The following is a 22,683-nucleotide window of genomic DNA, read 5'->3' as shown; positions in this document are numbered from 1 at the left end:
ATAGTATTTAACTAGTAAATCTATTTTCCATTTTTTTATTTTATATGAAAGTTTTCTAAGGAAGATGTGATGTAGTGACTTTTCATAAATTTTTGAGTAACTATGACTATATTTAATTGAAACTCTTATTTTCTCTAGCAAAATAGTCTTAGGTGGATTGGCTCATTAATTGTTACAATCATATAACAGCGCAATTTTAGTCCCATTTTGCCGAAATATTATGATATAATGTATTGGATAGATTTGTACAAAATGTATTTCATTTCCTGTGTCTGATTATTGATTACAATTAATTGGTCGGGAAAAAATACTGATATATATTTTATAACGGAGGATGGGGTAAATGAAAAAAATTATAACTTACTTATTAATGTTCACACTAATGATGACTGCATTGCCAGTATATGCTGTAACAGACCCTAGCGTATTAAAGGAACCAGTGCAAAATGTGTATCTAGCAAGGTCGGGCGCTGAAGGAATCATAGAGAATCTCAAGTTCTCGGATGTAAGTCCTAGTAGCTGGTCAATAGAGCCTATTACAAGGTTTGGTGCATTACAGATAATAAAAGGATACAACGAAAATAATGCAAAGAAATACAGACCATCTGCACCAATAAGTAATGAAGAGTCTCTGGCAGTATTACTTAGAATATTAGGTATGGAAGAAGCAGCACAAAAAGCAGGGAATCAATTATTACAAGAGAATCCAGAATTGCCTGATCACGTTCTGACACTATGGTCAAAAGGATATCTTCAATTAGCGAAAAACATGGGGTTAATAACAGAAGATGATTTGGATAATGCTCTTGTAGAAGAACAATGGGAATTAGACCCATCAGAGAGTTTTATTAAAAGAGGACCGGTAACAAGAGAGCAATTAGCTGTATGGATAGTAAAAGCTATCAATAGTAAACAGCCTGACCTAATCAGTCCATTATACAAGCAAAAAGATGTTTTCAATTACAGTGATTGGGAAAAGATTGATAGAGAATTCATCCCTTATGTAGAAGCAGTAATCCAGAAAAAGATAATGGTAGGAAGTAATAATAAATTTAACCCAAAAGGAATAGTTACTAGAGAACAGATGGCTCAGACCCTAAAGAATCTTGATGATATTGCTTACAATACTATGAATATCACTAAGGAAAATGGTACAGTAGCATATATAGAAGACAGTAATTCAATGGGTGCTTCAGATAGTATCGCTACAAGAAGAATATTGATAACAGATGAAAATGGAAAAGTCAATGAAGTCAATTATGAATATAAAAGAAAATCAAACGACCAAATATTAACTAAAGATGTACCAGTATTGATAAATGGAGTTGTTGGAGGTCTTCTTAATCTAAGAGAAGGCGAATATATTGAATATCTAGTGAACAATGATACAAAAGAAATGTTGTATGCTTCTAGTAAGGGCATAAATGAGCCCTATGAACTTGAAGGAGTATTACAGCCTCTTAATGAAATAGATAATGGTAGAATTACTATAACAAGTGATAGAGGAATCAATTATACTTTTCAGATGAAGTCAGCAGTATATAATAATGTTGATGGCACAATAAAAATCAATGATATCAATGTTAAAATACCTAATGCACCTATAAGCAGCAAAGTGAAATTGTATATAGACAACAATATAGTCACTAAAATAGAACTTGCAGGTGATAAGGTCATCTTTGATACATTAAGCGGTATTGTAAAAGAAAACAACCCAACTTTTAATTATATAACTATAATGACTTGGGACGGAAAAGAAGTAACAAAATATTATCAAAAGAAAAGTGTTCAAGTTGAGAAGCAACAATATTATGATACAGAAGATGAGATCGGTTATATAGATGAGATGTTTCCTGACTTTAGATTTGATCCAAGAGATACAACAATAGATGATGTGGAAGCAGGTGATTTAGTAGATATTAAAATATCACCAGATGGAAAAAACGTATTATCAATAAGTGCTAAGACCAATTATATTGTTAAGTATGGAAGTATTAATCAGATTGTCAATAATGGAGCCAACGGATTACGTTTATGGGTTAAGTTTGATGATCTTAGTTCAACTATATATGATATAGACTCCAACATACCTGTAAAAAGGGCAGGGCAGAATATATCTCAATATCAGCTGCAGGAAGGACAAGTAGTCAAGTTGCTTATTAACCAAGCTGTTTTTGAACCAGGAACAATTACTGAATCAGTGAAAGAAATTCAAGTTGATGAATATGGTAATACTGTAGCTAACATCTACAAAGGAAAACTTGGCAGTCTTAATAATTCACAGAGAACGCTGACTCTACTAAATAGTTATGAATTAACCAAAGCAGGATGGAGAGATTATACCAAATCCAAGATATTAGATATTTCATCCAAGAATATAGAGTATTACCTAGATTCCAAGCAGATATCTCTTGATTATGCATTAAACTATCTAAAATCACCAGATATCGATGTTTATGTAGCTATGGAGAAATATTATGATGATGAAAAAGTGTTAAAAGTAACTTTTGGAACAGGAAGAGAGAATATATTAGCTAGTGACAATGTTACATATTCCAATGGAAATAATAAATTCAAGGTATTGCAAAGTCCTAATTACATTAATACTCATGATGGTACTATCGTAGTTAAGAATGGAAAACTTCTAGAAGATAATAACATAGTATCACCTGATTATGCACAAGTTATCTTGAATGGTAATGGGAAGGCTGTAATAGTTAACATAACTAAAGAACCAAGTAATGAAGCTACATCAATATTCAGGGGACGTATTAAGAGTATAAATGAAAATGAAGACATGCAGGTTCAATCATTTGCATTACTAAAAGGAATGAAGTGGATATATTCACCTATCCCACGTATGTTCACTACAGATTATGAAACGGTCATTATGGATGCTAACGGAATAATTCCACAAACAGATTTCTTGGATTACTCTGAGAAAACAAAGGTAGATAAAGTTTATACTATTATCTCAGATGGAACAAAAGCAAAATATATTATTGAGAATCCATACTGTCTAGACGGAGTAAAGGGTGAGATCTACGAAACTGAGAGTGGTGCAATAAGTATAAAAGATACAATAGTATATAACAAAACCAATAATAGCTGGAAAGATCTAAGTTACAGTAATAGCTATGCTAAGATTAATCTTAAGACTAATACGATTATAATTAAGAATAATGAAGTCATATCACCAGATATGTTAGAAAAGGGTGATATAATCAGGGTAATCACTGATGAATATCTTATTACTAAACTTGCTACAAAAGGAGCTAGAGATGTTGATGGATATATTATTCTTGTAGAGAAATAAAATAACTAGAAAGAGGTGGACAATCTATGAAAAGAATAAGCATGAAAATATTATTTTTGATATTCGCTTTTAGTATCACAAGCATATGTGTCTATGCAGATATGGGTGATATGGGTTATTTTGGGGGTATATCAGAAGGAACTAACCTGCCTAAGACCATTGAGAAGTATGTTCCTGTAAAACCTCTAAAAACAAGAGTTATGCGTTATAAGGAAATGGTCTATATTTCTGGTGAACCAATTGAATTTGAAGGTACTATAAAAGTTACTAAGAATGATGATGTAATTGATACAAAAGAATCAGGCAGTTATAACGAAAAATATGTAATAAGCGCTAAGAACTTGGAGAAAAACAGTACACTTGATAGGACTATCAATTTTACAACTTCATTTTATTATGTTGATGGAGATTTTAAAAAACAGATTGTCAGAGATTCAGCAGTGAGTAGCTGGACAGAAAAAATTGTTATTGATGATGTAACTTATACTTTAGATGATACATTTTCCATATATTCATTAACTGGTGTAGAAGATATTACACCAGGGGTCAGCTATTATGATACATCTGTATCTTATGAAGCTAGATTCCTATCAAGTAATAATGAGACAATCACTATAAAAACAGAAGGTTCAGTTTACGGATATGACCAACCTTGGTCAAAAGTTGAGTCAGGAAAACTTACTATGGATATAATAGGACCGAAGGATAGAATGCAAGTAACACTTAATCCATCATTAGAAGCTAAGAAAACTATGTACTATGACAAAACTTCTCCTTTTCCAATCAGCTTTGATGGAACTTATAATCAAAGACTTGAAAGAGAAGCATCATTAAAATACAATATAACAACTAATCACCCAGAATTGACTAGAAGTCAAATGGAAAACAGTATAATGATTAGTACAGCAAAACAAATAGAAAAACTTCCTATTCCAGCAGGACTTGATTTCTTGGATAGCAACCCAGCAAATGAACATATGAAGAAATTGTACAGTATGGAAATAATGACTGAGATTCCTCATAAATCTATGGAATTAGAAGCAATAACAAGAGGTGAATTCATAAAAGCTATTTGTCTTGCTATGAATATGGATACAAGTAAATATCAAGTAACCAGTAAAAACAAGAATAGCATGAAAGTGATATTTGGTGATGTGTTACCAGATAACCCACTATATCCATACATTATGACAGCTTATAATGCTAAACTTATAAAAGGTGTAGGAGATGTTTTCAAAGTATCACAACCTATTACACGACAAGAAGCATTATGTATACTGATTCGTGTTATTGGTCTTGAGAAGATAGGTAAATTAGAGAATTCTGTGACTCCATTCAAGGATGATAACATGATATCACCTTGGGCAAGAAAAGCAATATTAGCTGGTTACAAGTTAGGGATCATAGAAGAAAAAGAGGGTAATCTGGAACCTAGGAAGTGGTTATCCAAGATAGATGCAAGTACAATAATTGATAATCTCATTAATTACCTAAGAGAAGATATCTCAGGTTATTATAGATTGATTCAGTAAATTATAGTTTACATAAAATGGATTAATGATTACATTGATCAGAATGATAAATCAAACAAGTAAGAAGGGATAAAAGATGAAAAAAATAATTAACAGGATTGTTCTTACAGCAGTTGTATTATCCATGTTGATAGTACCTATCAACGTGAAAGCAGTAGATTCAGTAGCTGTTGAGCGTAAAGGGGAAGAATTCAAAGTATTGTTTAGCCTAATAAGGGATAATTATGTAGGTGAGGAAGTAACAGATGAACAGTTATTCAAGGCAGCTATAGATGGTATGTTTGATGAATTAGACCCTTACTCAACATTCTATACCAAGAAAGAAGCAAACACCTTGATTGAGGCAATATCAGGTGAATTTGTAGGTATTGGTGTTGAGATAGTACAAGATGGAGATTGGGTAAAGGTATCCCGTCCTATACCAAAATCACCAGCTATAAAAGCGGGAGTTAGAGCGGAAGATATTATAATTGCAATCAATGGAGAAAGTGCAGAGAATTATACACCTACAGATGCGGCTAATAAGATGAAAGGTAAAGAGGGAACTATGGTCTCTGTTACCTTCAAAAGAGGGAACAAGGAATATACAGTTGATATAAAAAGAGCCTTAGTAAAAATATCAGCTGTTGAGACTGAAGAAATTAATGATTTATTCCCTAAGTTGGATAAAGAAGTAGCCAAGAAGATAAATTATATAAGAATAAATTCTATCAATAAAAATGTAGCTGAAGATATAGAACCCTACCTAGAGGATGCTAAGAAAGAAGGAGTCAAATATTTGATTCTTGATCTTAGAGATAACCTAGGAGGATATGTTGATTCAGGAGTGGCTCTATGTAATATGTTAATACCTAAGGGACCAGTTCTTCATTTTGTCAATAAAGAGGGAAGAAAAATAACTTATAGAAGTAATCTAAGAAAAGCTCCTTTTGAACTGGTAGTACTTACTAATGAGAATACAGCTTCAGCTTCTGAATTCATTGCAGCAGCTGTAAAAGAATCAGGTGTAGGTGTTACAGTTGGAGAAACAACCTATGGAAAAGGTGTAGCACAGTATATTTATGATATATCAGATAAATATTCTATAAAATTAACTATGGAGGAATTTTTATCAAGAGATGGGCACAAAATAAATGGTATAGGTGTTGCTCCAGATTATGAAGTGATAGTACCTAATCTAATTGTCAGTCCAGAAAGACTATTTTTGGATGACGAAATGGAAGAAGTCAAAAATGTTGAATTAATTTTAGAATATTTGGGTTATGCTATTAATGAACCAGATAATCTGTACGATGAAAAGACTGAGAAGGCTATAACACAGTTTCAGAAAAATATGGGATTAAGAGCATATGGAGTTTCAGACCATCCAACTCTAAAAGCACTCAATACAAAATTAATTGAAAGTATTAACAAAAAAGATATACAATTAGAGAAGGCTATGGAAGTAATTTTAAGTAAAATAAACGAAAATTAAATTTGTTATTGACTATTTCACTAACTAATAATAAAATAAAGAGGTTGTATAAAATAGAAATTGATAACCCAAAAGTATATAAGGTTCATTATAAAAAGTAGTAAGAACAAAATTGTTTAGACTACTTTTTATAGAGTAATCATTTAAATAAAAAAAGACTATGAGGTGAAATGAGGATGCAAACGAAATACATTTTTGTTACGGGAGGTGTTGTTTCCGGACTAGGAAAGGGCATAACAGCTGCTTCATTAGGAAGACTTTTAAAGGCTAGAGGTAAGAAAGTTACAATACAAAAATTCGACCCTTACATTAATATTGACCCTGGCACAATGAGTCCGTATCAACATGGAGAGGTATTTGTTACCGAAGACGGAGCAGAGACAGACTTAGACCTTGGACATTACGAAAGATTTATAAATGAGAATCTCAGCAAGTATAGTAATATTACTACTGGAAAAATCTACTGGTCTGTACTTAACAAAGAAAGAAAAGGGGAATATCTAGGCGCAACAGTTCAAGTTATTCCACACATAACTAATGCTATAAAAGAAAGAGTTTACAGAGTAGGAAAAAGCGCACAATCAGACATTGTTATAACAGAGATTGGTGGAACAGTTGGAGATATTGAAAGTCTGCCATTTATGGAAGCCATAAGACAAGTATCCGCTGAAGTAGGACCAGAAAATGTATTATATATACATGTAACCCTTATTCCTTATCTTGCCAAAGCTGGTGAAATGAAGACTAAGCCTACACAGCACTCTGTAAAAGAATTACGTTCAATTGGTATTTTACCAGATATACTAGTATGTAGAACAGAGCATGAATTATCAGAAGAAATGAAAGACAAGATGGCTCTTTTCTGTAACGTTAAAAAAGAATGTGTTATTCAAAACCTTGATGCAGATACTTTATATGAAGTTCCATTGATGTTAGAAAAAGAAGGACTAGCTAAGATTGTATGTGATAAATTGAAGCTTGATTGTGCTGAGCCTGATTTAACTGAATGGAAAGAAATGATAGATAGAGAAAAATCCATGACTAATCTTGTTAAGATTGCATTAGTTGGTAAATATGTTGAATTGCATGATGCGTATATTTCTATTGTAGAATCCTTGAAACACGCTGGAATATACCATAAAACCAAGTTAGAAGTTCTATGGGTAAATTCTGAGGAAGTTACTAGTGAAAATGTAGATGATTACTTAAAAGACGCTGATGGAATATTAGTTCCTGGTGGATTCGGAGATAGAGGTATAGACGGTAAAATCTTTGCAGTTAGATATGCTAGAGAAAACAAGATCCCATTCTTTGGTATATGTCTAGGAATGCAGTGTGCAGTTATTGAATTTGCAAGAAATATCTTAGGATATGATGGTGCTCATAGTTCTGAACTTGACCCTGATACAAAATATCCAGTTATTGATTTGATGCCAGAACAGAAGGATATTGATGAATTAGGTGGTACTATGAGACTTGGAGCTTATCCATGTAAGGTTCAAAAGGATTCAATGGCATACCAAGCTTATGATTCTGAATTGATCTACGAAAGACATAGACATAGATATGAGTTCAACAATGAATATAGAGATACACTTGTGAAAGCAGGACTTAACATTGTAGGAGTATCTCCAGATGATAGACTTGTTGAGATGATAGAGATAAATGACCATCCATGGTTCGTTGGTGTTCAATTTCACCCAGAATTCAAATCAAGACCTAACAAAGTGCATCCATTATTCAGAGACTTTGTAGGAGCAAGTATAAAAGCCAAGACAAATTAATGTCTTGGCTTTTTCTTATTTTTTATAGCCTTTCATTCCGACTATATACATACCAGCTAAATCTACTTTTACCATTTTCTTAACAGGCAATTCTTTGAATACCTTGTCATCACACAATAAAGTAGTAATTTTAGGACCGATTTTTGCTTTTACCATAGGTAATTTTCTAAAACGAATGTATTTTGGAATTTGGTCTTGTACCATTTTTGGCAAATTAGAATCTTTTACTTTCTGTTTCTTCTTATCTATAACAAGTATAGATGTTGTCATTTTGTTTTGATTAATTACTGATTGCTGGTCATTAGCTTTACCTTGTAACTTTCTTCCTACAAAATAAAGGATAGCAAATACAACAACAATAATTCCTAATACAAGCAATAGAATTTCCCACCACTCCATAGGTGCACCTCCTTTGAAAAGATACTTATTAGTGCGTTCTATATATTCTATCATTAATTACATAAAAATCAAAGAGGAAATTTGCTAAAACATCAAATTTCCTCTGCATTTTATAGTTTTTCAGTTTTACTATCCTACTTAGAAAGTAATTGGAGGATTTCAGAACGAACATAAACAGCACTTTTTTTCATATCCTCTTGTGGCAATTCACTTAAAAGAATAGGTTTACCAAAATTAAGCGTTACTTTGCTTGGTTTTACAACAACACCATTATTGTTTTCAAAGATATTATCTGTTCCTTTTATGCCAAATGGTATAATAGGTACATTAGCTTTTTCTGCTAACTTCAAGCTACCTTGTTTGAAAGGTAAAGGCTCTTCAGATTCTTTGTTTCTAGTGCCTTCAGGGAAAATTAGCATTGATAGACCTGATTTCAACATTTCTATACCAGCTAGGATTATTTTCAGACCTTCCCTGAAATTAGTTCTGTCAAGGAATAATCCACCCATCAATTTTAGTAATAGATTCAAGTAAGGAACTTTTGTCAATTCTTTTTTTCCAATAAAACCAAAAGGACGATTAATGACTTTAATCAATAGAACAACATCAAATATGCTTCTATGATTGCCCACGAATAGTACAGTTTCATTTGGGATATTTTCTAATCCAGTTATATTAACTCTACTTCCTGTTAAAAACATGATACCTCTACATATATGTGTCACAATGAATTTTCCAATCTTATATTGAGCATCTTTGGAAAACAAGCCTGCTATAAAACCTATGATAAGTACAGGTAAAGCAAGAATCAAATAAATAGCCATAAAAATTACTATAATTACTGCACGCATACAATCACCTTATCCTGATAATTTTATATACATTATAAGTATATGTTTTGATTATAAGCTTATGAGACAGAAAGAGTTATGTGGTTCATTTTACAAAAGATAATCCTTCAAAATACAAGTAAAATAAATCACATAACACTTGACTCTTAAGCTTATATAAAAATATCTTATACATGTAACATAATTATATCATTAATATCTAAAAATCGCTATAGTTTTTAAGATGGAGTTTACTTATTTGTTAATCTCTTCCATATAATTTCGTAATCTCTCTTAACCTGTCAGCGATATCATCAGTCAACATGTCACTGGTGTATCTCCATTGCCAGTTGCCCATGGATGAACCTGGAATATTCATCCTTGCATGGCTATCCAGAGATAGAATATCCTGAAGTGGGACTATTGCCATCTTGGAGACTGAACCATAACAAGCTCTAATGAAGTCCCAAGAAATGTTCCTTCCATCAGTGTTCATATATCGCCTGACTTTATCTTGTTTCATCCTATCAGCTTTATTATACCATCCAACAGTTGTATCATTGTCGTGTGTACCACTGTAGCAGATGCTGTTAGAACCATAATTATGAGGTAGAAAATCATTGTCTTCCAAATCTTCAAAAGCAAACTGTAATATTTTCATACCCGGAAGATTAAAATCATCTCTTAATTTTTTTACTTCATCTGTTATTATTCCAAGATCTTCTGCAATAATAGGTAATTCGGTTCCCAGTGCATTGATAAAAGCGTTGAATAGTTCTTTGTTAGGTCCTTTTTTCCAAGTACCCTTGATTGCAGTTTCATTACCATAAGGAATGGACCAATAACTCTCAAAACCCCTGAAATGATCAATCCTCACGATATCAACCAATTTTAGGGTATGAGCCAATCTGCTTATCCACCATCTATAGGATGTTTTTCTATGATTATCCCAATGGTACAATGGATTTCCCCATAATTGTCCTGTAGGACTAAAATAATCAGGAGGAACACCAGCTACATGGGTTGGATATCCCTTAGAATCCAATAAAAACAACTCTTTGTCAGCCCATACATCACTACTGTCAAAAGAAGTAAATATAGGTATATCTCCGATAATGAGTATGCCATGTTCATTAGCATACTTCTTAACTTTGTTCCACTGTTCATAAAAAATGAATTGAATGAATTTATAGAAATCTATATCATAGGATAACTTATTAATCCACACCAGTATACTGCCTTTTGAAGGATGAGCTATTTCACTATCCCAACAGGGCCACATTCTACCATCAAAATAATCTTTGCAAGCCATAAACAAGGAGTAATCATCAAGCCAATATTTTTCATCATTACAAAAGGTTAACCAATCATTATATAAAGAATTATCATTGGTTTTTAGAAAGTTGTCATAAGCTTTTTTCAAGATAGAGAATTTGTAATTAATTACTGAGCCGTAATCTATGTTATGGGATTGGTGAGCATGAATAGGCTTAGTGTCTTCAGGATCAATCAAACCTGCTTCAATTAATATTTCTGGGCTTATAATTAACGGCTGTCCCGCAAAAGACGAAAAGGATTGATATGGAGAATCTCCAAAACCTGTATGACCTAATGGCAGTACCTGCCAAAGCTTTTGATTGCTTTTAACTAGAAAATCAATAAAGTCATATGCACCACTGCCTAAATCACCTATACCATATTTACTTGGAAGAGATGTGGGGTGTAGTAATATGCCAGACAATCTTTTGTTGTTAATAATAGTATTAATATCCTTCAATGTGATCCCTCCTAAATAAATATAATATGATTCAACATGTAAAATTATTTATATTTTATTATAATTAATTCACAAAAAACTAATCTATACATAGTATTTGCTAACAATAAATTATTTAATCAACTAACTACTTACCAACTTCAATATTGTATGCAGGTAAGCTAATTAAATAGCTTGGTTGATCTGGTTTCCTAATTATACACAAAAAAGTGCTGTCCCATAATAGATTTCATATTAAGAGACAGCACATATTCTTTTAGGTTATTTTATTACTATTGTTATTGAATGGTTATTGTTGATTTCTATATTGCTTTATCATGGATTGTTTCAATTCAAATAGCTCATGGGATAAGTCAACATAGACATTCTGAGGATTCATAAGTCTTCTTGATTCAGGCCATAGAGTAGATAATTCTTTTTCACAGTACTCTTTGATACTAAAAGTGCTTGGAGTTTCGTAAACACATTTACCATCAATAAATATTGGTTCTAACAATTCTCTTGTATAATAAGTACCTGGTTGTAATTTCAATTGTTTCCATGTAGCTTCTGGGTCAAATAAAATCAATGGTTTTGACTCATCAACTTTTTCATGATTAAGAGCAATGAGATCAGCTTTTATTTTACCAGAACGTTTGTTGTATACCCTTATAATCTTTTTATTACCAGGATTAGTTATTTTTTCAGGGTTCTCAGATATTTTCATTTTTGGAATAAACTCATCATCTTCATATTTGGCAGAAAGTTTATATACTCCTCCAAATGATGGATTACCTTTTGAAGTAATAAGATTGGTTCCTACACCCCATAGTGTAATCTTAGCACCTTGTAGCTTTAGATCACGAATCAGATATTCGTCAAGGTCACTTGAAGCACTGATGATAGCATCTTCAAAACCTGCTTCATCCAACATTATCCTAGCTTTTTTGGATAGGTATGATAAATCACCACTATCCAGTCTGATTCCATAAAAATCTGGTTTAATTCCTTTGTCTTTTAGTTCATTAAAGACTTTTATAGCATTTGGAACCCCGGATTTTAATGTATCGTATGTATCAACAAGTAATAGACAGTTCATAGGATAGAGTTCTGCATATTTCCTGAATGATGTCAGTTCATCAGGAAAACTCATGACCCAACTGTGAGCGTGTGTACCCTTTGCAGGGATATCAAACCATTTTGCAGCCATTACGTTAGAGGTTGCACTACATCCACCTATAACAGCGGCTCTAGCTCCTAGATTACCTGCATCTGGCCCTTGTGCTCTACGTAAACCGAATTCAAGGACAACGTCATCACCTGCTGCCCATTTTACACGAGCTGCTTTAGTAGCTATAAGACTCTGATGATTGATAATATTAAGAAGTGCAGTTTCAATAAGCTGTGCTTCACATAAAGGAGCCACAACTTTTAATATTGGTTCATTAGGAAATACAATTGTTCCTTCAGGTACAGCATATATATTTCCAGTAAACTTAAATGTTCTAAGATAATCTAGAAAATCGCTTTTGAATATATTTTGCTCAGCTAAATATTCAATATCTTCTTCAGTAAAATGAATGTTATTGATGTAACTTATTGCCTGTTCTAGACCAGCAGCAATTGAAAAACTGCTTCCATGTGGATTAACCCTGTAAAAAAGGTCAAACACAGCAATCTGGTCTCTTGAATTAAGGTCATAATAACCTTGCATCATAGTTAATTGGTAAAAATCTGTCAGCAATGTTAAATCCGCGCCATGCATTTATAATTCCTTCTTTCGTAAATAGTAAAATATTAATAGAAAATTATTTGTATTTTATTATAAAATCATTGTTGTTGCTTAGTCATTTTTTTATAGTTTATACTATTATAACATAACAATCAAGATATTATGCTAATAACTGATAAAATAATTGAGTTAGCTTATTTCTATTTATATTCTTTGGGACTTACACCCACTTCTCTTTTAAAAGTACGATTAAAGTGAGCTATACTGCTGTAGCCACAGATTTCAGCAATCTCATATATTTTATGAGTATTCTCAGTTAGTAATTCTTTTGCGTGTTCAATTCTAAGGTTGGTAATGTATTGGGTTATATTAATGTTTTCGTTATCTTTGAACAGCTTTGATAAGTAATTGGGATGTATGTATAATTCATTGGCTATGTCATTGAGTAATATTTGCTCTGTATAATTATCTAGAATATATTGCTTTGCTTTCCTAATGAGAGCATGTTTTTCTGTTTCTGTCTCAGAGAGAATATGATTGATATAATTTTGTGTATTGATGATTAACCATTCTTCCAGATGTTTTACTGATTCTATGGATTCATAGCTGTAAAGATAACTCTCGTCCGTAACCCATTCATTTATTGACAGATTGTTGCTTATGGATGACTCTATTAGATTATTGGTTAAGGTATAGAATATATTGAGGGTCAAATCTTTTGTCTGATAATCAAGATTAGAGTATTCTTCAAATATTAGTTGTATCTTTTGTACACATCTGTTGACGTCAAAAGACTCTAACAATGATTTGAAGGTAGGGCATTCCCTCATATTGAATAAACATTGATTTGATTGTTGTTTCTTTTTTTGGCTAGGAGATATGATAATACCTGTTTCGTTATGAAGATGACGGTTAATTTGATTGTTAAGGGTTTTATATGTTTCGTGAATATTAGGTATTGATGAAATCTTGCTCCAAGTCATTGATAATATATGACCCAATGAATGTCTGAATGTATACTGAATGGTTTCAGCCAATTTTGAGATAGCAGATTCTAATTGGTTAAGCTTAGAAATGGAGTTGCTGCTATAAACAAATATGAGATGATTATAGTGATCGTAAATAGTATATATGGGTGGAAGTATGGAAACATATTTTTTAATAGTATTAACAAAAGCAAGTTTGTATGTTTCTCTAGTTTTCAAGGGCATATTTACATAAGGTCCATCTACTTTACAAGTAAGCATCAAGAAATAGTCTTCTGAGTTAATGGAGAGGTATTTATTTGCTTCAACATCATCTAATAGAAAAGTATTACCTTTTATAATTATTTCTTCATAATAATCTTTGATGACATAAGGCATCATTTCTTCAATTTGCAGATTGGCTTTTTCAAGTTCCTTATTTTTCTTCAAGCTGTTTTTTATGTCCCCTAGTGCTTCATTTACAACTTCTTTTACTTCTTCATTGGCTATGGGTTTGGTTAGATATCTAAAAACTTGGTATTTGATGGCTTCTTGGGCATAATCAAATTCATCATATCCAGATATTAATATGATTTTGGTCAAAGGATAGGTTTCTTGTATTTTTTCGGCTAGTTCAAGACCTGTTATCAATGGCATTCTTATATCTGATATCAATATATCGATTTTATGATTATTAATTATTTCAAGAGCCTCTTGACCGTTATATGCAGTAAATATTTCATCTATACCTATATCATTCCAGCTTATACCATAAGCTAATCCTTTGACAGCAGTTATTTCATCATCAACAATTAATAAATTGAACATAAGTTAACACTCCTTATCTATTGGAATTGTAATCTTAGCAATAGTTCCTTTTGGTTGTCTTGATTCAATACGAAGTCCAGCTTCCTCTCCAAACTTTAATTTTAAACGCCAATGGGTATTATTAAGGGCATGACCAGATTTATCTAACCTCATTTCATCAAGGGTATTGTTTATTTGTCCTGCTTGTTCTTTTGTGATACCCCTTCCGTCATCTTCTACTATGACTATAATCATTTTATCTTCTAAACTTGCGCTGATATATATGTTTGCGCTATTAGTAAGAGTTTCCATACCATGTATTATTGCATTTTCTACCAGAGGTTGTATAATAAGCCTTGGGACGATAAAATCAGCAATTCTCGGTTCTAAATCTATCGAATAATTAATTTTACCAGGATAACGCATTTGTTGTATCTTTACATAAGAATGAATATTATCCAGTTCTTCTTTCAGTGTTACTAGATTCTGATCCGATTTTGTAGCGAAGCGAAAATATTTTCCTAGATACAAGGACATTTCCGCAGCACCTTCTGTATCTTCTAATACAGACATTTGGTAAATAAAATTAAGGCAGTTATATAAAAAATGAGGATTAATCTGTGATTGAAGAAGTTTCAACTGTGATTGATGATAATTCAGCTTATTTTCGTATACTTCTTTAACCAAGGAATCAATCTCATTGACCATGAGGTTGAATTGGTCAAGCATGAATGCTGTTTCGTGTTTGTAATTATGTTCTAACTGTATTTTGAAATTTCCCTTACTGGCTTCACGCATACCTTCAACCAATTGATTAATGGGATGAAGGACTTTCCTATATGAAAACATGGTAAAACCCACAGCTAGAAGTATTGATAATCCTACTATTATGAAAAGAAGAGTCTGACTTTGTTTAATAGGTTTCATGATGTTTTCAACAGGAAATGCCATTGCCAGGGTTAGATTGGTTGTAGGCATCTTATTATAGATTATCTTAAGTTGAGTGTTATCGTATTTATGATTGAATATACCTGTGTTATTATTTGAATTATTGATTGTATCAAGAACAGATTGTTTATCAAAAGGAATCTGTTGTTTGGAGAAAACTGAAAAACCTTTTTCGTCAGTCAAAAATATGGTACCACTATCTTTTATGGACAGGTTTCCCAATAGTTTTTGTATCTCGTCAACATTTATTTCTATGTAAGCCAGTACCCCTGTTTGAGTATTGTGGAAGGGGGCTTTGTAGTAACTTAATACGTAATTATCCTCTAAGTTACTGTATTTATATATCCATTGACTGTTTTTCCTTGCATCAAAGAAGTTATTGAAATTATAGGTTTCGTCAATATAATCTGTACCATATATTGATGAAAATAGTAATTTCTTATTATATAGAAAAACCATGATGTGAGATTGGAGAGCATTGGTGCCATGTATGAATTTCAATTTTTTATATAGCTCCATATATTCCCAAGAAACCTTATTTTGTGGTGACTGGTTCAGTGCCAATATATCATCATCATATACTAATTGTTTAGCAACAGTTTCTTTATCAAGCAATAGATTATTTAATTCCTCTGATAACAAATGAAGAGAGTTGGAATATGAATCAAGGACTTCTTTTTTAACCAATCCCACGTTAGTGTAACTGACCCATAGATTGATTAGAGTTATTATAATTATTACAATGAGGAAATTTATAATAAGTTTTTTTGATAATGAAGATCTCAGTATATGTCTCATGGCAAGCTCCTTTTATTGATGTCTATATATCAATTCTATTAAAAATTAGGGTAATATACAATGGAAATTAATAAAAATGCAATAACATGTTAATATTGAGCAAGAAATATTAAAATATGTTGTGGTGAAATACTAAAAAATACTATAAATTATAAGTGCATTATAAATTTTAAGGAGGAGATAGAAGATGAAAAGAACAATTAGCTTATTAGTTGTTTTAATCATGGCTACAGGATTAGTTTTTTCAGGATGCAGTAAAAAAGATGATACAAAAAAAGAAGTTGATAATAGTTCTGTAAATCAAGAAAATGGAGATTCAAAAGAATCTGACACTGTTGAAGAAGGTAAGGATAAATGGTTTCATAAATATGAGCCAGCCATAACTTTGACAGGTCATAGAAACAAGAAGAATGATAAAGACTATGGTCAATATGAAAAATGGGCTGAAGAACAATTAGGAATCAAATATGAGCGTAAATGGCTTGTTCCAGATGTAGAGACAGATAATCAGAAGTTGAATTTAGCCATTGTAAGTAATGATATTCCAGATATCATTAGTGTTGAAGCTGGAGATGTTTGTTCTAATCTGATTGATTCAGGAATGATTCTACCTTTGAACGATTTGATAGAAGAATATGCTTCACCTCTTACTAAATATATGATTGAACAATTCCAAGACCAGCTTGATGGAAACTTCTTCTCAATGTTCTCAAAAGATGGTAAATATTATGCATTCCCAGAAGCTGACGACTTATTTGCAGCTAACTGGAAGAATATGTGGTTAAGAAAAGACGTGCTAGATGAGCTAGGAAAAGATATTCCAACTACATTAGCAGAATTCGAAGATATATTGGCTGCTTATAAAGCAAAACATAGTGATGGACTACCATATGTATATAACATCCAACCTATAATGGAAGCACATGGAGCATATCCGGATAAATGGGTTAAAGATGAAAATGGTGAATTGGTTTTTGGTAGTGTACAGCCAAAAGTAAAAGAAGGTTTACAGACATTAAGGGATTGGTATGAAAAAGGATACATTGATAAAGAATTCTTCGTGAAAGATGATACCAAGAACATGGAGTCTTTTGTAGCAGGTAAAGGTATGGCTATATACGGGAACTGGTGGTATGTATTTTGGCCTTTCCCAGATCTAATGACCAATGCTCCAGATTCTTACATGGTACCTGTTCCACCATTAAAAGGACCAGATGGAAAAGCTAGTGTAATGCATGATATAGATAACGGATATTTTAACTATGGTCGTGCTATCAGTGCTAATTGTGAACATCCAGAAGCTCTCATATATATGTTGAATGAACATCTAGACTCACAATATAGAGACAACAAGGAATTAAGGGATTTAATGAAAAATGAGTATGGTTATGAGTTCAAATATCCATATGAAGAAGCAAAAGACCCAATTAATCCAGATGCAGACCCTGAAGACCAGATTTGGGAATATTCTGTTGAAGGACCAGATGTATTCTTCAATACTTATCCTGGTAATCCTGTTCATACATTCTATGGATTCAAATACAACCATTATCCAATGGAATTATTTGATAAATACTTAAGAATGGCAGATGCTTATAAAAATGATACTCTTGACCAGCTGGATATGGATGCTTATCGTGATTACATGGATAACTTTAGACAATATCCAACTATGATGGATACTCATGTAGCCAACCTTGATCTATATCAGCAAGTATTAGAACAAGATATAATAGAACTTAATGAGTTCCAAAGTGCACCTACAAAAACAATGGTTGACAAAAATACATACCTAGAGAAACTTCAATCAGAAACATTTACTAAAATAATAATAGGAGAAAAACCTATTTCCGCTTTTGACGAATTTATTGATGAATGGTACAAAGCAGGTGGAGAACAAATAACTAAAGAAGTCAACGAATGGTATAAAAACAAATAATAAATTATATGGGGCTGTATTGGCAGCCCCCTTTACAACAAATCTACTAATAAAAGACAAAATATTATGAATTATTAGATAAAAAATATTGAAGGAGGTACGTAAAAAGTGGTTAATAAACAATCTGTACATAGGATTAAGACCAAATGGAATATGAAACAGAATTGGCCTCTATACATTATGCTTATACCTGCTGGAATTTTACTTTTGATTTTTTCCTATTATCCGATGTATGGTGTTTCTATAGCTTTTCAGGATTATCAACCAGTCAATGGTTTCTTTGGTTCTCCATTCGTTGGATTGAAATGGTTCAAATACGTCTTTGAAATGCCTGATTTCAAAGAAATCTTAAGCAATACCTTGATAATGGCTATTGGTAAAATTTTGATAGGTACTTTATTTTCAATTGTATTCGCACTGTTACTCAATGAAATCAAAAATAGAAGATACAAAAAAACGGTTCAGACCATTGTTTATCTCCCATATTTTCTGTCCTGGGTTATTATTGGGGGTATCTTCGTTGATTTACTTTCTGCCGATGGTTTGATTAATCAGGTCATCAATCTTTTTGGGCATGAGAGTATCATGTTTCTAGGTGATAACAGATATTTTAGAGGGACAATGATTTTGACGGATGTATGGAAAAGTTTTGGTTATGGGGCAATCATCTATCTAGCGGCTATGACAGGTATTGACCCTCAATTATATGAATCAGCCAGGATGGATGGAGCTAATCGTTTGAAACAAGCCTTGCATATAACTCTGCCAGGGATTCTTCCTACCATTATACTGCTTGCAACTCTTAGTATAGGAAATATATTGAACGCTGGGTTTGACCAGATATTGATTATGTACAACGAGGTAGTTTATGAGACTGGTGATATTATTGATACATTTGTTTACAGGGTAGGACTTGAAAGCGCACAATTCAGTCTGTCTACTGCTGTAGGGCTGTTCAAATCAGTTGTATCATTCATTATGATAGGTATTTCCTATACATTAGCATATAAATTCGCAGACTATAGAATTTTCTAGTAAAGAGGTGAGAAATATTGAAAAAATCAGTTGGGTCAAAAGCATTTGATGGATTTAACTACATATTTTTAGGGTTATTAGCATTATCATGCCTAATACCTATAATTCATATAATAGCAGTATCTTTCAGTAACAAAGCAGCGACGTCAGCTAATTTAGTTACTTTATGGCCTGTTGGATTCCATACATTGGCTTATGAGAGAGTACTGTCCTCATGGGATTTTGTTCGTGCATTTTTTGTATCTATGGGTAGAGTTCTAGTGGGTGTCAGCGTTAACATGTTCATAATATGCGTAACAGCATATCCTTTATCAAAGGAATCCAATCAATTAAAAGGCAGAACATTTTTAGTATGGCTCTTAGTATTTCCAATGTTGTTCAAGGGAGGTCTGATTCCTACTTATCTAGTGGTAAGGGATGTAGGACTTCTTAACTCCTTCTGGGCTTTGATATGGCCAGGTGCTGTACCTATATTTTCTATTATATTAATGATGAACTTCTATCGTTCTCTTCCAAAAAGCTTATCAGAAGCAGCAATGATTGATGGAGCAGGTCATTTCAACATTCTGTTCAAAATATTTTTACCCTTGTCAAAACCGGGTATTGCTACATTGACCTTATTTGAAGCAGTAGGTCACTGGAATGAATGGTTCATGGGTATGATATATCTTAACGACCAAGCAAAGTTTCCGTTACAGACTTATTTGAGACAGATGCTGTTGCCGTCTTTTGCAGAAGGAAAAATAACAGCCTCAGACATAGAATATGTCAAAATGCTTTCTGATAAGAATTTTACAGCGGCTCAGTTGGTAATAGCTATCATACCAATTCTATGTATATATCCTTTTGTTCAAAAATATTTTGTGAAAGGACTTGTTATTGGTTCCGTAAAGGGGTAAATTATAGTTAAATTCAATTATGAAGGGTGATATTATGATACATACTAAAAGTGATTTGCTAAATAAAACTATTGATATAAGAGAAATGTTTTCAGGAGATAATGACTTAATCTTCAATGCAGTACAAGTAAGTGATTTTGATAAGAATAGTCAAACGGGAAAGATTAGATGGGATCGTTACAGTAATAAGCCAAGAATGGCATTCAACAATATAGCGTTAAGTTATGAAAAAACACCTATATGGGAATTCCCCCCAGAATATGAGGAAAACCCATGTTATCCTTTTTCTATTTCATTTGTTTCAGATAGAACTATTAGGCTGAAATTTAATCTTGGAAATAGGATTGTTAAGGAAGAGCAGTCTATGATGCTCTTGAAAGAACCAGCAAAATATAATTGGGATGTTGAAGAAGGTAATGATAAAATAACATATTCAAGTAAATATGGGAAAGTTGTTTTGGAATATAATCCTTTCAGGATTTTTATATATGATGATAAAGACAATATTATAACTCAAACTCGTACTTTTGGAGATAGTTACTGCTTGAAAAATAATGAACCCATTCCTTTTTCTATTGTTAGACGTTCTAGTGATTTCAAAAAGATGATGGCAGCATCTTTTGGGCTTGCCCATGATGAAAAGATCTATGGATGCGGTGAATCTTTTACTAGGCTAAACAAAAGGGGACAATATATCCCTCTATGTACAATAGATGCTAATGGAGCTCAGACTAAGGATATGTACAAGCCTATACCATTTTATATTAGTTCCAGAGGTTATGGAATGTTTGTTAATACATCTACACCAATGAGCTTTGATTTCGGTTCACTGTATGATGATACTTTGACAACTTATGTAAGCGATAATACGGTTGATATGTTCATTTTCATAGGTAATCCTAAGGAAGTAGTATCAGAATATACAGCATTAACTGGTAGAAGTGAAGTTCCTCCTTTATGGTCTTTTGGATTATGGATGAGCAGGATTACATATAAAGCAGAAGATGAAGTCAGGCAGGTAGCACATAGATTAAGAGAAAATAAAATACCTTGTGATGTTATTCATATTGATACAGGGTGGTTTGAAAAAGATTGGCGTTGTGATTACGAATTCTCAAAAAACAGATTTGATGACCCAAGAAAGATGATTGAAGACTTGAAGGAATCAGGTTTTCATATTAGTTTATGGCAGTTGCCTTATTTTACACCATACAACAAGTTATATGCAGAAGCCATAGAAAAAGGTTATGTAGTATTATCAGAAGATAATGAACTGCCAACTGAAGATGCAATAATAGATTTTAGTAATGAAGATGCTGTAAAATGGTATCAGAATCTACTTAGGAAGTTGCTTGAAATGGGAGTAGGAGCCATCAAAGCTGATTTTGGTGAAGCTGCGCCTATATTTGGAAGATATGCTTCTGGTAAGAGCGGTCATTATGAACACAATTTATATCCTCTAAGATACAACAAAGCAGTATCAGAGGTAACTAAAGAAGTAAACAATGAATTTATCATATGGGCAAGAAGCGCTTGGAGTGGTAGCCAGAGATACCCATTGCATTGGGGTGGAGATGCAGAAAATACTGATAGTGCTATGGCAGCATCCTTAAGAGCTGGATTATCTTTGGGTTTATGCGGATTTACATTCTGGAGCCATGACATAGGAGGTTTTGTTCGAAAAAGTCCAGAAGAGTTATATACTAGATGGATGCCTTTTGGAATGTTGACTTCTCACAGCAGATGTCATGGAGAGCCGCCAAAAGAGCCATGGGAATATAGTAATGAGTTTGTTAAAGTCTTTAGAGAATCAGTAGAATTAAAATATCAATTAATGCCTTACATATATACAGAAGCTGTAAAAAGTGCTATGAATGGGTATCCAATGATGAGAACATTATTCTTTGAATTCCCTGAAGATAAAACAGCTTGGCTTATTGAGGATGAGTATTTCTTCGGTGAGAATTTGTTGGTAGCTCCTATTTTTGAACCTGATTGTGATAAGAGAGAAGTTTATCTTCCAGTAGGTGATTGGGTGCAGTATGGAACTAATAATAGATTCAAAGGGGGCAGATGGATAAGTGCAAAGAATGAGAGCCTTCCTATACTTATATTTGTCAAGGATGGAAGTATTATACCTAAAGTTGCTGTAAGCCAATGTACTAAGGATATTGATTGGGCAAATATCCAGTTGGATATGTATACAACAGTAGATGCAGAAGATAACCAAAAGCAGGATATTAATATTTATAGTGATAAAGATTGCGTTAAAGTAATTGTTGAAGGTGATATAGTTGATTATGTCAGTGATAATAACAAAGAATACAATTTTAATATAATAAAATATTAATATTAAAATGCTACAACATATGATTAAAAATCTATTGGGAAAAATTTTTATCATCCTTATATTGCATTATATTTTATAATCTGATAGTATTTACATAAATTAAATTTAGACTGACTGAC

General features: G+C 32.5%; 14 protein-coding genes. 8 read left to right on the top strand and 6 right to left on the bottom strand.

Annotation, left to right across the window (positions count from 1 at the left end):
• The first annotated feature begins 343 nt into the window (after nt 1–343).
• The 4 genes from HYG85_RS08985 (at nt 344) to HYG85_RS08970 (ending at nt 8,106) form a co-directional block, all read left to right on the top strand.
• Entirely contained in the window at nt 344–3,316 is a 2,973-nt protein-coding gene (locus HYG85_RS08985) for an S-layer homology domain-containing protein (RefSeq protein ID WP_212693175.1), read from the top strand.
• A 26-nt stretch (nt 3,317–3,342) separates the two neighbouring features.
• Nucleotides 3,343–4,848, top strand: coding sequence for an S-layer homology domain-containing protein (locus HYG85_RS08980; RefSeq protein WP_212693174.1), 1,506 nt, complete (start codon nt 3,343–3,345; stop codon nt 4,846–4,848).
• Nucleotides 4,849–4,924: 76 nt separating this feature from the next.
• A complete protein-coding gene (locus HYG85_RS08975) occupies nt 4,925–6,322 on the top strand; it encodes a S41 family peptidase (protein WP_212693173.1) in 1,398 nt (465 codons plus the stop codon).
• 176 nt (nt 6,323–6,498) lie between these two features.
• Nucleotides 6,499–8,106 carry a CTP synthase gene (locus HYG85_RS08970; protein ID WP_212693172.1) on the top strand — a complete coding sequence of 536 codons (1,608 nt, stop codon included), beginning with the start codon at nt 6,499–6,501 and terminating at the stop codon, nt 8,104–8,106.
• 15 nt (nt 8,107–8,121) lie between these two features.
• Here HYG85_RS08970 and HYG85_RS08965 read toward each other — a convergent pair whose 3' ends face one another.
• The 6 genes from HYG85_RS08965 to HYG85_RS08940 all read right to left on the bottom strand — a co-directional run bounded on the left by HYG85_RS08965 (nt 8,122) and on the right by HYG85_RS08940 (nt 16,341).
• Nucleotides 8,122–8,505 carry a hypothetical protein gene (locus HYG85_RS08965; protein WP_212693171.1) on the bottom strand — a complete coding sequence of 128 codons (384 nt, stop codon included), beginning with the start codon at nt 8,503–8,505 and terminating at the stop codon, nt 8,122–8,124.
• Between the two features lie 134 nt (nt 8,506–8,639).
• Entirely contained in the window at nt 8,640–9,356 is a 717-nt protein-coding gene (locus HYG85_RS08960) for a lysophospholipid acyltransferase family protein (RefSeq protein ID WP_212693170.1), read from the bottom strand.
• 241 nt (nt 9,357–9,597) lie between these two features.
• Entirely contained in the window at nt 9,598–11,112 is a 1,515-nt protein-coding gene (gene malQ, locus HYG85_RS08955) for a 4-alpha-glucanotransferase (RefSeq protein WP_244971302.1), read from the bottom strand.
• 289 nt (nt 11,113–11,401) lie between these two features.
• Nucleotides 11,402–12,856, bottom strand: a complete 1,455-nt coding sequence (locus HYG85_RS08950; RefSeq protein WP_212693169.1) for a nicotinate phosphoribosyltransferase — start codon at nt 12,854–12,856, stop codon at nt 11,402–11,404.
• 167 nt (nt 12,857–13,023) lie between these two features.
• A complete protein-coding gene (locus HYG85_RS08945) occupies nt 13,024–14,616 on the bottom strand; it encodes a response regulator transcription factor (protein WP_212693168.1) in 1,593 nt (530 codons plus the stop codon).
• A gap of 3 nt (nt 14,617–14,619) precedes the next feature.
• Nucleotides 14,620–16,341 carry a sensor histidine kinase gene (locus HYG85_RS08940; protein ID WP_212693167.1) on the bottom strand — a complete coding sequence of 574 codons (1,722 nt, stop codon included), beginning with the start codon at nt 16,339–16,341 and terminating at the stop codon, nt 14,620–14,622.
• A 187-nt stretch (nt 16,342–16,528) separates the two neighbouring features.
• Here HYG85_RS08940 and HYG85_RS08935 point away from each other — a divergent pair, with 187 nt between their 5' ends.
• From HYG85_RS08935 to HYG85_RS08920, 4 genes are all read left to right on the top strand, one after another.
• Nucleotides 16,529–18,280 (top strand): extracellular solute-binding protein, encoded by a 1,752-nt coding sequence (locus HYG85_RS08935; RefSeq protein WP_212693166.1) that lies wholly within the window; start codon nt 16,529–16,531, stop codon nt 18,278–18,280.
• A gap of 108 nt (nt 18,281–18,388) precedes the next feature.
• Nucleotides 18,389–19,315: an ABC transporter permease gene (locus HYG85_RS08930; RefSeq protein ID WP_330619261.1), complete on the top strand. Its 927-nt coding sequence runs from the start codon at nt 18,389–18,391 to the stop codon at nt 19,313–19,315.
• A gap of 17 nt (nt 19,316–19,332) precedes the next feature.
• Nucleotides 19,333–20,214, top strand: coding sequence for a carbohydrate ABC transporter permease (locus tag HYG85_RS08925; protein WP_212693165.1), 882 nt, complete (start codon nt 19,333–19,335; stop codon nt 20,212–20,214).
• Between the two features lie 34 nt (nt 20,215–20,248).
• The gene (locus HYG85_RS08920) at nt 20,249–22,564 is read left to right on the top strand and encodes a glycoside hydrolase family 31 protein (protein WP_212693164.1); all 2,316 of its coding nucleotides are present in this window, start codon (nt 20,249–20,251) and stop codon (nt 22,562–22,564) included.
• The last annotated feature ends 119 nt before the right edge of the window (nt 22,565–22,683 follow it).

The sequence above is a fragment of the Vallitalea guaymasensis genome, from assembly GCF_018141425.1.
GTDB classification, from domain to species: Bacteria; Bacillota; Clostridia; order Lachnospirales; family Vallitaleaceae; genus Vallitalea; species Vallitalea guaymasensis.
The sequence above is the reverse complement of the archived record's forward strand: the minus strand, read 5'-3'. Positions and strand labels throughout refer to the sequence as shown.